Below are 17,243 nucleotides of genomic sequence, written 5' to 3'. Positions count from 1 at the left end.
GGTGCCATGTAACGCTGTTAGTTTCTAACAATTAGCGTTTTGTTATTGTTCGTTCTTTCTTTATTGTTTAAGCAGTTTCTAGTTCTTTATCTTCAACAAGGTTTAGTCGCTCACCGAATACTGGACGTAGGGCTTTAAGAACTTCTTGGCGAGTAACAACACCAACCATTTGACCATTCTCAAGAACCGGCAATACTTGCGGCTTGCTAACCTTCATGCTTTTAGCTCGTTCTTCTAGAGATAGAGAAGTTAGGCGAGTTGCAATCCCCATGCTGCTTGTTGGGTATAGTTGCTCTTTGTCGATGCATAGGAACTCGACCACATCCACCAAACGATCGCCAGCATCAATTGCAACAACATCACGGCTCATCAAATCAACCACTTTTTGATCTTTCACTGGGATGTAATCTTGACACCACAGTTCAACCATCACGTCGTGTGCAGAGAAGAAACCAACTAAACGATTGTGGAGATCCACCACTGGTGCGCTTGTTAGATTGTTGTCTAATAGAGTATCAAGAGCTGCGGCTACAGGCATTTCCACGCTGAGTGTAACCGGTTTTGGATTCATGATGTCCTTTACGAAAGATGCGTTTTTCATTGTGATTTCCTTAACTGACGATAACTGAGTTGTATTTGTGATAGATGAAACATTGGCTGCTTTTAACTCTGGACGGCGGTAGATACACCAGTTAGCCAAACCAACGAGTACCGCGCCACCGACGATGTTGCCAAACGTTACTGGAATTAAGTTCGCACTAATAAAGTGTGCGACATTTAAATCCGCATATTGGGAAGCCGGTACACCAACAGATGCCCAAAATGATTCAGGGGCAAAATTGGCAATAACGATGCCTAGTGGGACCATAAACATGTTTGCCACACAGTGCTCAAAGCCACTGCTGACGAACATCGCAACTGGAAGAATGGTCATAAGCGCTTTCGTCATTGCGTTTGCAGAACTAAACGTCAACCAAATTGCAAGACAAACCAGTAGGTTACATAGAACGCCCAAAGCAAAGGCTTGAAGCAATGTATGGTGCAGTTTGTGTTGTGCGATATTAAGAGCATTCAAACCCCATTGGCCTGCATCCATTTGGTACAAACCTGCCGCAGTCACAAGAGCAAGCAAAAACATTGCGCCGATGAAGTTACCTACGTAAACCTTGCCCCAAATCGACAACATTTTGCCGAAAGAGATTTGTTTGTTTGCCCATGAAATGCTGGAAAGCACCGAACTGGTAAACAGCTCACCACCGCAAATAACGATAAGGATTAACCCCATACTGAAGGCGATACCACCGGCTAAGCGGCTTAAACCCCAACCTGTATTCGCACTGCCAGTTGTCACTGTGATGTAAAACAAAAATGCCAAACCGATAAACGCGCCGGCCATGATTGCTAGGCCAAGTGTCATGCTGCTGGTTTTGTTTGCTTTACTTAATGCGAATTTCTCCGCCTCAGCCATCATCTCTTTAGGAGAAAAGTCCTGGTGAGTTTGAGAACTGGTCACCGCCATAATGACTCCTTAGTTTGTGGTTCCATAAAAAGCTCCTTGATTTATTAGCTCAAAAATGAATTGTTGTTTTTGTTTTGCGGTGTTCCCGAACCGCATATCCAGAATAGGGCGGGCAGTGGTACAGGTAAAATTGATAATATTTAGAAATCTCATCAAATTATTTGATAAGTTTTTAACGCAGAGTAAAATGAACCCTATTGCTTATTGGGGCATGTTTTTGAGGTTGTGAGAGTATGGGAATACTCGCCCATGATGGAGGACACTTTGCGCTACTCTCTTAAGCAATTAGCGGTTTTCGACGCAGTTGCAGATACCGGCAGTGTAAGCCAGGCCGCAGACAAACTGGCTCTGACACAATCGGCGACAAGTATGTCGCTCGCGCAGTTAGAAAAAATGCTTGGCAGGCCTTTATTTGAAAGGCAAGGAAAGCAAATGGCCCTAACACATTGGGGGATGTGGTTAAGGCCAAAAGCAAAGCGTTTATTGCAAGATGCCTTGCAGATAGAAATGGGATTCTATGAGCAACATTTGTTAAGCGGAGAGATCCGTCTTGGTGCGAGCCAAACACCAGCAGAACACTTGGTGCCAGACCTTATCAGTATCATTGATAACGATTTTCCTGAGATGCGAATCTCGCTAGGCGTACAAAGTACGAAAGGGGTTATCGATGGCGTGTTAGATTACAAATACGATTTAGGCATTATTGAAGGACGTTGTGACGATAACCGTTTACACCAAGAAATCTGGTGTCGTGACCACCTTACTGTAGTCGCAGCTTCTCATCATCCTTTTGCTCGTAACCCTTCGGTCAGTTTAGCTCAATTAGAGCAGGCGAAATGGGTGTTGCGTGAGCATGGCTCAGGTACTCGTAAAACCTTTGATAGCTCCATTCATCATTTGATTGAAGATTTAGATGTATGGCGTGAGTACGAACACGTTCCTGTGTTGCGCAGCTTGGTGGCTAACGGACAATACTTAACTTGTTTGCCATATTTGGATGTTGAACGTTACATTGAGGCTGGACGTTTAGTCGCGCTAAACGTACCAGATCTGAAAATGGAGCGCACATTGTCCTTTATTTGGCGTGCGGATATGGCCGAAAACCCGTTGGTCGATTGCATCAAGCGTGAAGGTTTGCGCATGATGAAGGGCAAACCATCCGTCTTATAGGTACTATCAATTTTAATGGGCTCTGCATTGCAGAGCCTTTTTTATTTCTTTTATTCGTCCATCTCTGTTTTTTATTATTTTCTAAATCTGTTGATTTATCGGTTGCGTCAAATAATTTGTGTAAAACATGAAACGAAAGGTGATATTGTTGTGATCATTATCACCGATAAACTGGCGCGATGTGCCTAGTATTGGTTCTTGATTTCAATGTATGAAGGCAGTTATCAAACCAAAAGGGTGCGATAGTCGCCGAGCAGGTACGAATACCATGACAACACTTTTAGCTATCTCTATTACTACTGGGATTCTGTCCGGCGTTTGGGGTTGGATTGCCATTTCTCTTGGCCTTTTATCTTGGGCAGGCTTTTTAGGCTGTACAAGCTACTTCGCTGCTCCAACGAGTGGATTAAAAGGTTTAGCGACAAGCTTAATTACTAACTTGACCGGTGTATTCTGGGCAATGGTAATTATTTATGGCTCCACTTACGCAGGTTTAGAGATCTTGGGTTATGTGATCACAGCTGTTGTAGCGTTTTTCATGTGTATTCAAGCGAAACAGGCTTGGCTAGCGTACATTCCTGGTACTTTCATTGGTTCTTGCGCGACATTCGCAGCAGATGGCAATTGGCAACTTGTTGTTCCATCGCTTGTATTAGGTGGCGTATTTGGCTACTTAATGAAAGCAACAGGACTTTGGTTACATGCGAAATCAACCGCTACTTCTTCTTCGCTCGCTGAGCAAGCACAGTAGTGAACCCCCGATCTAATTTGTATCCGCTGTGTATTGAGCTTTATCCCTCTCAATACAGTTAATCAAAATTAATGATATTTGATACAAGCACACTAAATTAGTGTGCTTTTTTTTGCCTAAATTTTAAGGGGATAGCGCAGTGCTATCCCCAAAGACTATTTAAATGGAAAGAAATGAGTAAATAGATATATAACGCTTAAGTATTCCCGCTTGCCATAGTAACGATGCGTTTTAAAGTCCAACGCAACAACACAGGGATACATTCCATGCCTTTCTCTTCGCAGTGAGACACAATGGCTAGAGCCAAATCGGGCTTCGCATGTTTTTTCAAAACGCGGTTAACCACTTTCTTCGCCGGAATTGGATGGTCGTGAGGGACTTTGATCATGTCCTTAAAGAAAAGCTCGAAACCATGATTATAAAGAAAATGCTCGATGTCCCGATCGGGTAGTTCAGTGAGCCTATGGCGCTCTTGATCATGCCCAAGCTGCGCTCTTACTGTGTGGGCGTATTTTTTACCCGCAGGGTCACCATCGGTAACCACATGCCAATCGATACCGAACTCTTTGGCTACTTTTATTAATGAACGTAAGCCAGATTGTGCAAATTCGACAATCTGAACCCCTTCAGCGGCGAGATCGTATCCACATTGTCTTGCCAATTCATTAAACAACCAAACCTCAGTTTCGCCTTCCACTAATAGCCAGCAACGCGCAAACAAAGCACCAGCGCGATGAAAACGAATGTGGAACCCAATTCGTCTTAGCTCGTCACCACCAAACTTAGACGTGTTTAGACTCTTCGCAATCGTTTTATCGGACAGACGGATAAGCCTACGGATGGAGTAGAGCGGCACGGAACCAAGCAAACTGCCACTGTTCGTGGTTAAGATTTTTTGCATTGGCAAAAGTTGAAGCAACGACCAAGCTCGAGCTAAATGCGTTGGGTGTAAACGACCTTCTGGATCTTCGATGATCAAAATAGGCCGCGCGCAACGTCTTAAATCCGTCGGCCCTTTGGCTTGAAGATATGCATTAAGCAACCCCATTAAGAGCAAGCGACTTTGCTTATCGTTGGTCTCTTTCAGGTATTGGCTCAATCCTTTATCAGAAGATGGGCTAGTGTAGAATAATCCGTCTCTCGGTTTTCTAGGATTGCCTTTACTGATGCTACGAAACGCAAAATAGTGCTCGACCAACGTTTTCATGGCATCGAGACTGCTTCGTATTTCCCCTTTGTTTACATGACCCGGCATCGCCAATAAACGTCGACAGGTGTTGTTGATGCGTTTTTCGATACGCGCGTTTTTGCTGTCACCATTAATGTGTGTCGGACGAGGAAAGCGACGAGAATCCCTTAGTCGAATGACAGGGTGCAACGTCATCAACTCAACCGCTAATTTTTCTGAATGGTGAATCTGTTTCGGTTTGCCATCACGGTCAAGAAACGCGTATTTGGTCGTGATGTCATGATCAACGCGAGAGGCACTGATTCGATAATAAATGACATGTTCGCCATCTTCTGTTGTGCACCAAGCGGGTTTGATGCGGCGATAACGACCAGCGTTTGCTTCATGTTTATCTTGTGCTTTGAAGCAAACAATAATTTGGATGTGTTGAGACTGAGGGTGAGAAATGGAGTAGTCGACGTGGAAATCTTTCAGTTCGAACTCATACAGACTTCCGTTGGCTGGTAACGCGATAGATAGGGCGTCGAGCAATGAAGATTTACCCCACGTATTCTCACCAATGAGGGTAGTGAGTTCATCAAAAGAGAGTGAAAGGCGTTTGATGCCTCTAAACCCGGAGATTTCGATGCGTTCTAGTCTCATCTCAATCCTCCTTGCAATTATTTGAATTATAGAGAGTTATTTTGCTACTCCTAAGCATATATGAATTCGAAATTTTTGAGTTAAGCTCAGTTCACAAAATTACGAGAGCCTCCTATTGAATAGAGACCGCGACAAGCGTAAGTTGCTTTCAATTGAACGACAGACAGCATCGTGATCACGTAAACGTGAAATCAAAAATTCACAGTTTCATAAAATTCATGATTCTGTCATGATTCACTTCTTATTATTATAAGGAATGAAAAGAGAGAAGATGAAAATGAATAAAAATCATAAGCCAGTAAGAATCAAACTGGCACACATCAATGACACTCATTCCTACTTTGAGCCAACGTCATTACAGCTAAAACTCAAAATCAACAAAGACCTCATATTAGAACCTTATGTTAGTGCGGGCGGATTCTCACGAATCGCGACTCGAGTTGAACAGCTACGTGATGATGCACAGCGTCAAGGGCAGGGAATGTTGTTCCTTCATGCTGGCGACTGCTTCCAAGGCACGCTCTATTTTTCCTTATTTAAAGGCAAAGCGAATGCCGATTTGTTGAATGCCTTGAATATTGATGCCATGGCATTGGGAAACCACGAGCTCGACATGGGGAATGAACCAGTTGCACTATTTTGTCAGCGTACAAATTTTCCGCTGCTCGCAGGCAACTGGGATCTGTCCAATGAGTCAAAAAACAAAGCGCATCGACTAAGCGACTGTAACAACGTACTGAGCTATCAACCGGATTCACGCAGTGCGCAATACCTTGTGAAAGAGTTTAACGGTGTAAAAGTCGCTATTTTTGGTTTGTCCATCGATAAAATGAGCGATATAGCAAACCCTGACGCTGATACGCCATTTATGACTGCAATTGAAACCGCGAAAGCGACAGTCGCACAAATTAACAATGATGGAATCAAAAACATTATCTTGCTTAGTCACCTAGGTTACGAGGGCGACTTAGAACTTGCAGAGCAAGTAGAAGGCATCGGTATCATCGTGGGTGGTCATAGCCACCGTTTGCAAGGTGATTTTACTGCGATTGGTTTGGGTGCAGATGATCCTTATGGTATCAAAGTAAATGGAACCTACGTTGTGCAAGCCGGTTTTCATGCTCTGACCATGGGCCATTGTGTGCTTGAGTTTGACGAGAATGGCCAAGCAACCATGTTGAATGGTCAAAATGAATTGCTGTTAGGGCGCCGTATTTTCTGGGATTCAACGTTGAATCAACAATTGGACCAAGGCGTATTTGAAACCGCTTGTGATTTTATTCACGGCCAACCAAATGTTGTGGTCTGTAAGAAACACCCAGAAACTCAAGCTATTTTGAGAGATAAATACATACCTCGCGTGCGTGCCTTGCAATCGCAGGTGATTGCTCATGTGGAAAGCAAAAAGCGTCATGTCCGTATTCCGGATGAGCTAGGCGGAAGTGAACTTGCCGGTGCGGTCGCTCGTTCTTTCCTTCACAGCTTAAATAAGCGCGGGCACAACGTTCAATTTGCAATTCATAATGCAGGTGGCGTTCGTACTTCACTCAATCCAGGTGATATTACAGTGGCAGATGTTGCCGGACGATTATTGCCTTTTGCCGTGCCGATCGGGTTTTACGATGTGAAAGGTGCGGTTATTCGCCGAGCTCTAGAAGGTGCAATCAATAATGCACTAAACAACGGCGTAGAAGGCACTGGGTCAGGCAGTTATCCATATACGTACAATCTGAACTTTGACTATCAAGCCGATGCGCCAAAAGGTGAGAGAATCCAACGATTAGAAATATTGGACGGATACCGCTGGGTAAAGGTTGATGATGACGCTTGGTATCGTGGCACGTCTTCGGCTTACACGATGAAAGGCAAAGAAGGCTATGAAGCCCTGCTTGATATGAAAGGCGAGGGTTGTGTGAGTAACTTATCAATGGCGGATTGCTTTATTGAACTACTTACAGATGAGCCTAACTGTTTGAACGAAAGTCACAAACTTTACTCTCAACAAAATCGTTAATCATTCTTGGTATTGATTTTGCAGTACTTTCCACACTACATGCGAGTGAGAGGGTGGAAAGTATGTGGAAAAAAGACTGGGCAGACGCTGCAGTGGTCATTGCGTGGGTAGCCGCTTGGTCCATGCTTGTGTATTTTGTGCCACTAAATGGGCTATAAAGAACAAAGAGTAATAAGAGGGAGCGCTAGTCAGTGCTCCTTTTTCTTTATATTCATATATTTGATGGACTGCTGGCGATTAAATGCATTGATTTTATTGATAGGGAATTTTTGTTGGAAATCAGAATGATCAGGCGTATGATGGCGGCGTTTGGGGAGTAGTTAGCGCAAGTTTACTTATCGTCATCTCGTTAAGCGATAGCTTATCCGGTAAGTAAAGGTGTCTGATTGAACATTCAATCTTGGCACTTCAACGAGACCAACGCATTCATTGATTAGCAGACACATGGGTAATGTGACTGCTGGTTTGTATTGTTTGCGGAAGGTCACCAAACACTGCTGTCCTTCCGCGTGGGAGGAAGCATGTCTCTTATCGAAAATACCACCCAGTTAAGCCAATCTGTTCTATTTCAAGAATCACTGACAATGTATGGTGCATTCGGCCTTTTCACACTCGTTTTGGTTGCGCTTGATATCTATCAAACCCGAGGCGGTGCCATTACGATGCAAAAAGCCATCGTTTGGAGCATATTCTGGTTCTTACTCGCGTTTCTTTTTGCAGGTTCCATCTATTTCTTTTGGGACGTTTACGCTCCTCATAGTGCTTACAGCAATGAGAAAGCGACCGTTTCATTCCTAACTGGTTACTTGCTCGAAAAATCATTAAGCGTTGATAACTTATTTGTCTTCGCCATCATATTTGCCCAATACAAAGTGCCAGAGCATCTTCGTCCGCGTGCGTTACTATGGGGTGTGATTGGCGCGTTGGTTCTGCGAGCAATTATGATTGCTGTCGGTGCGCAGCTACTCGCCCAATACCATTGGGTACTCTACCTATTTGCGGCGTTCCTAATCTGGACAGGTATTAAGCTTGCTCGCGACAAAGGTGAAGAGGAAGAAGTGAACCCATACCCAGAGCAAGTGATTCGTAAATTGCTGCCAGTGACGGATGATTATCAAGGTAATCATATGTTCTTGAAGCAAGCAGGGAAGTGGGTTGCGACGCCAATGTTAATTGTAGTAGGCGTGATCGCCGTGATGGATGTGATGTTTGCACTCGATTCAATTCCGGCTATTTTTGCGGTCACTCGCGAGCCATTCTTGGTGTTAGCGGCTAACGTATTCGCGTTGTTAGGCTTACGCTCGCTGTACTTCGTGCTGCAAGCGATGCTGGACAAGTTTGTCTACTTAAAACCTGCGCTCTCTGTGATCATGATGTTTATCGGTGTGAAGATGCTTTTGGTCGGAACAGAATACGAAATCCCAACGATTTGGTCGTTGACGTTCTTGATTCTAGTAATGACTTCCGCGGTAGTTGCGTCGGTGTATAAGAACAAAGAAAACAGTCGTTCTCGAGTTAATATTACTAATCAAAAATATTGATAACCGGATTTTTGAAAAGATATTTTTAGTATTGATTAGTTAAAGATTTGTTACTTAAAAGCTTGGGGTTATCCCTGTAACTCCAAGTTATTCAAGAAAAGTACGCGGTTGTTGAATTTTTATGCGAAAAGTGAGCATTTCTAGCTCGCAGCAATGTGAATGATTTGTTTTATTAGAAAAACTAATTTGGTTGGTCAAATTTTGTCATTTTTTAAACAGTGAGGAAGTGACTACTATACAACCAACAAAACATATTACTGCTTTTAAAGAGAGGCAATCATGGCACAAGCAATGCAAATGACAAATGTAGCTTTACCAACCTCTATGGATAAGAAAACCTACGCGGTTAACTTCAAAGGATTGATTGCTCACTTACTCGACATTCTTTTTGTAGATAACTCTGCTCCTCGCAGCTACTACGCAGAAGATTTGTCAGCTCACATTCAAAAAGATATCGGTATGTACCGTTAATCTGAACACTGTGAAAAAATAATGCCAGCTTAGTCGCTGGCATTTTTGTATTTGCTGTTTCAAAGGGACCTGATTCAAACGCATGGGTTAGGGGGCCTTCCGAAGCACAAACAAAAACGGGGTTCCAACTGGAACCCCGTTTTATACAAAAGTAACTAAAATTACTTCTTACGGCAGTACTCTGCGATCACGTACATTGACTGACCACCGTTTGCCTTACCTGAAATCAGTTTAGGGTCATCACCAAGGCTGATACCGCGAATCACAGTACCTTGCTTAATTACTTGGTTTGTACCTTTAACTGGTAGATCTTTGATTACTGTTACATCGTCACCTTTCTTAAGTTCAGTGCCGTTGCAGTCAACAGTTTTGTCATCAGCAGACATACCTGTCATTGCCCAGTTCTTTTGCTCTTCTTCCATGTACATCATGTCAAGAGCGTCTTGAGCCCAGCTTTCAGAGTTTAGGCGAGTTAGTTGGCGCCATGCAGTTACTTGTACCGCAGGAACCTGGCTCCACATGCTTTCGTTCAGACAACGCCAATGGTTAATGTCTTTAGGTTCTTCGATCTCGCTGTGGCATTTGTCACATACCATGATAGCGGTATCAACTGTTACGTTACCGTGTGGTGGTACAGCGTAAGCAGTTAATGGAGATTCAGATGAACACAGTTCACATTTTGACTCGCAGCGTGCAAGCAGAGTAGCTTCGATAGACATAAGGACTCACCTTAGTAATGTTATTTTGTGGCGGTATTATCCACTTTATCCTGAGAAATAAAAGGGTGTTAGCGAATTAAAGCCGAGATTTTACAATATTCCAACCTGATTAGGTGAAAGATGTAAAACAATCGCTAAATAAATAATATTTGGAATATAAAAGAAGTGGTCAATTACCTTGAGTTATGAATTGTTGTGTGAATTATTCAACACTCTTTTGAGTGCGAAAAATAAAAAACCCAGCCTAAGCTGGGTTTTTTCGATGGATGAATGGTCGATTATTTCAGTACTGTTGTATCCGAAACATCACTCAATGCGTTGTCCATCAAGAAGTCTGCGTTTTCTTTTTGCATTTCAGCATGATGATTGACATCGGCAAGTGTGCCTGATGGCGACGCAAACGTACTGTGTGAAGCAATAGCGTTGAATTGAACAAAGCTTGACGTCGCAGCGACCGCTGTATTTAAGCTATTAACCTCAGTTAAGCCCAATTTCTTGGCTAACGGCTCTGTACCTGCAAATGGAGCGTTCGCAACGTTATTCGGTACCGTCTTATCACCTTCAACTTCTGTCATCAAGAATGGAGTAGTTAGAGTGCCTGAAGCAACTAGGTCTGCGGCATTAGTAAATGGATCTACAGTATCAAGCGTGGTTTGCGCTGCGTAGATGAACTGTGAGAAACCAGCACTCAGAGCTGCAAGCTGTTCCGGCGTCGCTAAACCTTCAAAGACCTCGTAACATGCTTTGTCATCTAACTGAGCACACTGCGCGTCAGCGTAAGACTTGTAATCCGTTGATGCTGCATAAGCAAGGTTGTGCTTGATTTGTGGACCAAAGTCTGAAGAACCCAACAATAGATTACCGATTTGACCACCAGAGTTCTGAATAGAGGCCGCGCTAAATGTATACAGTGCGTCAGCAGTAGGGCTGCCTAGTGTGTTGTTTGCAGCAGCAACCGCAGACGTACCAACAATACCGCCTAGTGAGTGACCTAGCATTTTTACTTGAGAGCCCGTCATTGGGTTAAAACCTTGAAGAGGGCCTCCAGCCAATAGACCGCCTTGCGCTGATACTACTAAACTAGCACGTAAGCCCAATACATCCAGCACGCTTTGACGAAGGTTATCACGCGCTACAGCAAGGTTAGAAAGGTTCAAGTAAGCAAGAACGTTCGCATTTGCCGATCGTTGTTCGTCTAGGCTACGTGTGCCGTGGATTGGAAGATCGATAGCAATAACAGCTACGCCAGCCTGCACCATATTAAAAGCAAATGCATACGCGTTTTCTTTCGCTGAGGTGATACCGTGTTGGTAGATCACCACGTCTTTCGCTACACCATTTTGAGGAGTAAACAGTAAGAACTCGACATTTTCTAAAGACTTAACCTCAGGAACAGGAGAGTAACGAGTAATAACTCGCTCACTATCCAGCTGTGTGCCGTCGTTTAAGTACAGTTTCGAGCCTACCAGTTTTAGCTGCTCTGTTGGATCTGTTGCCAGCTTGCTAACGTCTACAGGAGAGCTTGCGAAAACGCCAGAAGAAAGCTGCTGAACCATGTTTGCTTGTTCTGCTGGATCGGTAAGTGCTGCGTTTAGCTTCGCTAGGCTTGGCATCGCAGACACCATCGGTTGCATGTTCCAGTTTGCGCCTTTTTCAAGGTAGTGTGGCAGTCTTACTTGACCCTGAGTAACATTCACACTCGCACCAGATTGCACGTAAAGACCTTTAATCGCGGTTTTCGCTGCATCTAGGTCACTGACGTATTTATTAAAGTCACTGTCCGAATCTAACGCTGTCATAAAGTCTTGTGTCTCACCAAGCACCATTGTGTACGCAGTAGAAAGGTCGACAGCATTCTCGTTAGTATCATTTTTGTAAATGGTATTTAGCGTGTTCGCGCCAGTAGCAAAACCTGTCGCAGTAACACCTTTAACAGCCGCTAACGTGTCACCTACAGATTGAGTGCTGAACCATGATGAGTAGACAATATCAGCGGGGTTGACTTTCGCTAGACCAAAAATGCCTTCCACCGCTTGTGTCACCGCTTGAATAGAAGCAAGAGCACCAGTTTCATAAACGATTTCTTTCGATTTACCTGTCGCGTAACTGGCTGATGTACCGATTGGCTCACCATTCACGTCAGTAACATCTTGTGTTACTGCAAAAATGTACTCGCTTGACTCATCAAGCGCATCCATGAACTGGATATATATAGAGTTGCCTTTTGCTTGAACAACGTAGTCTTGGTTCTGAACGAGAACGTCTTCGATTGGGTTAGACTTACCATCCCACTCGGTTAAACGTTGATTAATCTTGATGACTTTAATACCAGACGGCAGCATACCAGTTGCAAAACCATCGCCTTTAAAGTTCAGAACGATTGGCATAGACGTTGACCATCCATCCATCGTATTCATCGAGGCTCTAGGGTTGGTTAAGGCGTCATCACCGTCAGTTGGCAGACCAAGCGTGCCATTTGTTGTGTCCATTAATAAGTAAGAGGGCGCAGGTACATCCGCATTCGCCCCTTGAAGCGTAAAGCTGATAGATGTTCCACGGTCGAGCAGTGCTTGGACTTCATCTTCAAATTGAACTTTGTCAGAAGTACCAGAGCTTGATGTATTATCACCACAACCAGCAAGAAGGATTGCAGAACAAAGCATTGATAATTTAAACGTGTGTTTCATTGGTTTACTCCGTAATCCCATTATTTGAAGGTGTAGTTCATCTGTACCGCGCTGATGTAAGCAGTACCTTCAGAGTCGAACTTGATCTCTTCATTCTGAGCATTTGTCTCGGTGAAAGACCCTGATTTACTCTTAACAAGTGCAAAGCCTGCATCGAAAGTTAAATGCTCACTCATTGCGTAAGTTAGGCCCGCGCTGTACCAAAAACGGTCACTGTCAGGGATGCTCAATGTGGCTTCACCTGCTTGTTCGTCGTATGCAAAGCCTGCACGGAATGTCCAATCCGCATTGAGGGTGTAAGTTGCACCAATAGAATAACGGTTGTTGTCTTCATATTTCTCTGGTTTGTAGAAACATTGACCAGCAGTTCCATCATTACATTGAGGACTCGTCGCTTTCAGTTCTTTAAATGTGCTCCAATCGGTCTGTTGCCAGCCGTAATGTACTGCCCATTCTTCATTCAGTTGATGGAAAGCCGATAATTCGATAATTGAAGGCAGAGAGATTTTTAAACGGCCATCCACTTTTGCTGATGGAGCTCGACCTGAGTCGTAACTACTAAACTCACCGTCGTCAAAATCTAGATCAACTTTAGAACGGTAGCCAAAGCCAAATCGGTTGTTTTCATTTAGCTCGTACAAAGCGCCAATATTCCAACCCCAAGCAAAAGTTTCGCCTTCCATGCCGACAAGGTTATCGGACTTATTACCACCTAAAATACGGGCGAGTGCGCCTTTGTGACGAGTCAGCTCCGCTTCCGCGTACACTAGGTTGATACCGCCACCCACACTGAAAGACTCGTTAATACGGTAAGCGACATTGGGATTAATGTTTACTGAAAGTAGCGAGGTGTCGCCAGCCATATCACCCGCAGAAATATCATCTGGATAATCTGTTGCAACACCGTAAGTGGTGAACATACCGATACCCCAAGCCCAGTTGTCATTGATTGGGCTGATGTAATAACCCGCAGGAACCACTTGCAGTGGTGCTACGTCATCAGATTGCTCTTTATGAAGCGTATCGTAAACGTTGACTTCAGGATCAACGATAGAAAGTGCGCCAGAAAACTGAGCTTCTTTGAAAAGAGTCATTGCTGCTGGGTTACGTGCAAGGACGCTGGCATTGTCTGCTACAGCCCCTTCACCTGAGAATGCTCGACCAAGACCAGATGCCGAGTGTTCAGCAACCTGAAAGCCCGCTGAATGGGCATTACACGCAAACAATATTGAAATTGTCAGCAGAGAGCAGTGCTTCTTGTTCATCCTTGACCCTCCTAGGGTGTCATTATGCTGGACCGAAGTCCTTGTAATTGTTGTGTGGTACTAAACAGCAGTTGTGATTGCATTGAAATACAACTGTGATGTAAACGTAATGTTAATTGTATGTTTAATAACTTGTCAAAGTTTGAGCGTATTTGGCGTTTTAAATTTGATGCATACGTCAAACGCCTGCTCGTAAGGGCATGTATTATCGTTATATTTTTTGTGGAAATGGTACGACCAGAATTGTTTTGCAAATCTTATGATTAAATAACCTTCAAATCTTGAGTTCACATGCTTTGATGTCACTTGTTATAAGAGGCATAATTCGACCTTTGTGGTTATCGCATTAGGAATCGCGTTGGAATTACTACACACTGAATTTTTAGGTCGCCCGTTAAGATTAGAAGGATCGATGGCGGGATGGCAGCAATTGTACTGGGATAACACTCTAGTTTCTCAAATTGATGCGAGCGAAAAGAAAACCGAAACTTACACGCATCAATTTAAGCTGAGTGCTGGAGAAGAGGTTTTGCTTTGCCAATTAGACTGCACATTGGATTGGCAACCTTTTGATCTGACCTATCGCGCCACCGTTAACGGTGAGCTAATTACGGAAGGTTCAAGAAACGAAAAAGATATTGAAAGGCAGGTGCCACAGGTCGCGCCGCCATCAGAAAAGCGCTTGAGTGTCATCGGTATTTTTTCCTTAGGTATGAAAGCCTTCAAAAGCGCGAAAGTGATTAAAGTTGCGCTGGCGTCAGCAAGTTTAGCTGCCTATTCATGGTTGTTTTCTATTGAGTTTGCTCTGGCTCTTATCGCTTGTCTTATGTTCCACGAATATGGGCATATCAAAGCGATGAAGTATTTCGGTATGAAAACCAAGGGCATTTACTTGATCCCGTTTCTAGGTGGCTTGGCTTTAAGTGACGAGAAAATAAACACGCGTTGGCAAGATGTCGTCATTTCTATCATGGGGCCTTTCTTTGGATTGGTTTTAAGCATTGTGTTTACTCTGCTTTATTGGATGACAGGCGAAATGATATTCGCTGGTCTTGCTGTGTTTAACGCGCTGCTAAACCTCTTTAACTTGCTGCCGATCTTACCGTTAGATGGTGGCCATGTTCTAAAGAGTATTACTTTCTCGATGAATACTTGGATTGGGTTGGCGGGCAGCATTGTTACAGCACTACTTGGTATTGCGCTCAGCTATTCATTTGGTTTAACGCTGCTCGGATTCTTACTGATGATGGGGATGCTGGAAGTGGTCATGGAATGGCGAGCAAGACATCACAGCCACTTGTTGCCACTCACTCGCTACGGTCAATTGTTCTCATTGATTTGGTATTTAGCATCCGTTGGTGGTTTTGTTGGGATTATTTGGTATTTCGCAGGACTGGGTGACAGCTTACTCAGCTTACCTTTGCAAATTCTTGGAGCTTAACGAAAGTTCTCAACACACAGATAACGAAAAAGCTCCTTAAGTAGGAGCTTTTTTGTATCAGACGCTTTCTAACCACATTTCGGTGCTTTCACATTGTACTTCGGTAACTTGTTGATGGTTGCCTGCAAGTCTTTGATTCGCGTACTGTGAGAAGGGTGAGTAGAGAAAAACTCCGGCGGCTGCGCTCCACCTGATGCTGCACTCATGTTTTTCCACAGATCGACGCTTTGATTAGGATTGAATCCAGCTTTCGCCATGTACTCTAAGCCAACGATATCCGCTTCAGACTCTTGCGTTCTTCCATAAGGGAGAATCATGCCGTACTGCACACCAACACCTAACGCGGCCATAGTGAGCTGTTGATATTGCTTGTATTCAGATGCGCCAATTGCCACATTGGCTAACGACAGCCCAGCATTGGCCAATTGGCTTTGAGACAGCCGCTCGTTACTGTGTTCTGCTAAAACGTGCGCCACTTCGTGCCCGATAACCGTTGCTAACTGATCTTGGTTTTTCGCTACCTTGAGAAGGCCAGTGTAAACACCAATTTTTCCGCCTGGCAACGCAAACGCATTGACTTGGTCACTATCAAACACCACGACCTCCCAATCTTTGAAACCAGCTTGAGGTGGAATGGCATTGGTGATCTGCTTAGCTACGCATTGTACGTAAGCGTTGGTCTTTTTATCTTTACTGATTGGAATATCCTTCTTCATTTGATCAAAGGATTTTGCACCAAGTGATGACATTTCTTGATCTGAAAACATCAGTATTTGATTTCGACCAGTTGGTGAGGCGCTGCACGCAGTTAAGCCTGCTAAGGTCAAGAGAGCAGAGGCTTTAATCCATACCTTCATAAGTGGCTCCATATTCACTAATTCTTGTTTTGAACCAGTAGTATATACCCAAATGATGACAAGATGCATAGGCGAGGTAAGTGTGATTGTAGAGTTGAGGGCTAGCGCGTTTTGTCTTGAAGTGTCGCAGCAATAGAGACTATGCTAAGCGCTTGGCATAAATATGAATAAGCAGTCTCAACCTGCAAACAGTAAGAGCGAAAAATGAGTATTTGGAAAAAGCCGATCAGTTTGGACATCCTTAACGCTACATCAAGAAATACCATGATGGAGCACCTACAAATCGAGTACACCAACTTCACGGATGACTCATTAAGTGCAACGATGCCAGTGTGCAGTTTTACTCACCAACCGCTGGGTATGTTGCATGGTGGTGCATCCGTCGTACTAGCAGAAACATTAGGTTCCATTGCCGCAAACTTTTGCGTGAGTGAAGGTAACTACTGCGTAGGTTTAGATATCAACGCAAACCATGTACGAGCAATGCGCAGTGGTTATGTTATCGGTACCGCAAAACCTATTCACCTTGGTGTTTCGACTCAAGTTTGGCAGATTGAAATTACAGACGAACGTGATCGTTTGGTGTGTACTAGTCGTCTAACGATTGCTGTGAAACAACAAAAAGCAAAATTGGCTTAATTCGACTTCATCAATCAGCAGAGATACACCCAAAGGCAGAACATGGTTATCGAGTTTTCATTAGGTAAAATTATCGCGACGCAGCGTGAAATCGTCATCAAACTAACGGGTGAGGCAATGGTCACATTGCAAGCACAAACAGATGCACTTCAACTTCTTGGTCGTAGCGCAAATGTTGTGTTAGCCCATGGGGCCGAATGCAAATGGTCAATAAAATTGGATAATGAGGAACAACTTATCCAACTCGCACAAGAAATTGGTATCGATATTCAATAATTTACCCCTTCATATTTGCACTTTTTCATAAAAATGAGGAAACTTGACTTATTGACATCAAG

General features: G+C 43.8%; 14 protein-coding genes. 8 read left to right on the top strand and 6 right to left on the bottom strand.

From position 1 onward, the window contains the following. Positions 1-67: 67 nt before the first annotated feature. Entirely contained in the window at positions 68-1,519 is a 1,452-nt protein-coding gene (gene focA, locus BIW15_RS11640; RefSeq protein ID WP_025518169.1) for a formate transporter FocA, read from the bottom strand. Positions 1,520-1,783: 264 nt separating this feature from the next. Here focA and BIW15_RS11635 point away from each other — a divergent pair, with 264 nt between their 5' ends. Both BIW15_RS11635 and BIW15_RS11630 read left to right on the top strand, forming a co-directional pair. Beyond that, a complete protein-coding gene (locus BIW15_RS11635) occupies positions 1,784-2,689 on the top strand; it encodes a LysR substrate-binding domain-containing protein (protein WP_005498809.1) in 906 nt (301 codons plus the stop codon). Positions 2,690-2,957: 268 nt separating this feature from the next. Further along, the gene (locus BIW15_RS11630) at positions 2,958-3,440 is read left to right on the top strand and encodes a DUF1097 domain-containing protein (protein WP_005483841.1); all 483 of its coding nucleotides are present in this window, start codon (positions 2,958-2,960) and stop codon (positions 3,438-3,440) included. A 196-nt stretch (positions 3,441-3,636) separates the two neighbouring features. On the opposite strand, the gene BIW15_RS11625 is transcribed toward BIW15_RS11630, so the two are convergent. After that, positions 3,637-5,271: an ATP-dependent endonuclease gene (locus BIW15_RS11625; protein WP_005498813.1), complete on the bottom strand. Its 1,635-nt coding sequence runs from the start codon at positions 5,269-5,271 to the stop codon at positions 3,637-3,639. A gap of 271 nt (positions 5,272-5,542) precedes the next feature. On the opposite strand from BIW15_RS11625, the gene BIW15_RS11620 reads away from it, so the two are divergent. From BIW15_RS11620 to BIW15_RS11610, 3 genes are all read left to right on the top strand, one after another. Continuing rightward, on the top strand, positions 5,543-7,285 hold the full coding sequence (locus tag BIW15_RS11620) for a bifunctional UDP-sugar hydrolase/5'-nucleotidase (RefSeq protein WP_077281071.1): 1,743 nt from the start codon (positions 5,543-5,545) through the stop codon (positions 7,283-7,285). Positions 7,286-7,806: 521 nt separating this feature from the next. Next, positions 7,807-8,826: a TerC family protein gene (locus BIW15_RS11615; protein WP_020842108.1), complete on the top strand. Its 1,020-nt coding sequence runs from the start codon at positions 7,807-7,809 to the stop codon at positions 8,824-8,826. 279 nt (positions 8,827-9,105) lie between these two features. Continuing rightward, positions 9,106-9,297 carry a hypothetical protein gene (locus tag BIW15_RS11610; RefSeq protein ID WP_005451745.1) on the top strand — a complete coding sequence of 64 codons (192 nt, stop codon included), beginning with the start codon at positions 9,106-9,108 and terminating at the stop codon, positions 9,295-9,297. 161 nt (positions 9,298-9,458) lie between these two features. Here BIW15_RS11610 and BIW15_RS11605 read toward each other — a convergent pair whose 3' ends face one another. From BIW15_RS11605 to BIW15_RS11595, 3 genes are all read right to left on the bottom strand, one after another. Beyond that, positions 9,459-10,016, bottom strand: a complete 558-nt coding sequence (locus BIW15_RS11605; protein WP_005455388.1) for a PhnA domain-containing protein — start codon at positions 10,014-10,016, stop codon at positions 9,459-9,461. A 278-nt stretch (positions 10,017-10,294) separates the two neighbouring features. Continuing rightward, positions 10,295-12,703 (bottom strand): VolA/Pla-1 family phospholipase, encoded by a 2,409-nt coding sequence (locus tag BIW15_RS11600; RefSeq protein WP_077281070.1) that lies wholly within the window; start codon positions 12,701-12,703, stop codon positions 10,295-10,297. Between the two features lie 20 nt (positions 12,704-12,723). Further along, positions 12,724-13,968, bottom strand: a complete 1,245-nt coding sequence (locus BIW15_RS11595) for an outer membrane protein transport protein (protein WP_077281069.1) — start codon at positions 13,966-13,968, stop codon at positions 12,724-12,726. Between the two features lie 358 nt (positions 13,969-14,326). On the opposite strand from BIW15_RS11595, the gene BIW15_RS11590 reads away from it, so the two are divergent. Next, complete coding sequence (locus tag BIW15_RS11590; RefSeq protein ID WP_077281068.1) at positions 14,327-15,409, top strand: site-2 protease family protein; 1,083 nt, start codon at positions 14,327-14,329, stop codon at positions 15,407-15,409. A gap of 68 nt (positions 15,410-15,477) precedes the next feature. On the opposite strand, the gene BIW15_RS11585 is transcribed toward BIW15_RS11590, so the two are convergent. Continuing rightward, positions 15,478-16,266: a M48 family metallopeptidase gene (locus tag BIW15_RS11585; protein WP_077281067.1), complete on the bottom strand. Its 789-nt coding sequence runs from the start codon at positions 16,264-16,266 to the stop codon at positions 15,478-15,480. 204 nt (positions 16,267-16,470) lie between these two features. Here BIW15_RS11585 and BIW15_RS11580 point away from each other — a divergent pair, with 204 nt between their 5' ends. Continuing rightward, positions 16,471-16,905 carry a hotdog fold thioesterase gene (locus BIW15_RS11580; protein WP_005455359.1) on the top strand — a complete coding sequence of 145 codons (435 nt, stop codon included), beginning with the start codon at positions 16,471-16,473 and terminating at the stop codon, positions 16,903-16,905. A gap of 42 nt (positions 16,906-16,947) precedes the next feature. Continuing rightward, the gene (locus BIW15_RS11575) at positions 16,948-17,181 is read left to right on the top strand and encodes a DUF3389 domain-containing protein (protein ID WP_020835279.1); all 234 of its coding nucleotides are present in this window, start codon (positions 16,948-16,950) and stop codon (positions 17,179-17,181) included. The last annotated feature ends 62 nt before the right edge of the window (positions 17,182-17,243 follow it).

This window comes from Vibrio sp. SALL6, from assembly GCF_002002385.1.
GTDB classification, from domain to species: domain Bacteria; phylum Pseudomonadota; class Gammaproteobacteria; order Enterobacterales; family Vibrionaceae; genus Vibrio; species Vibrio parahaemolyticus.
This window is presented reverse-complemented; position numbering and strand designations above follow the sequence as displayed.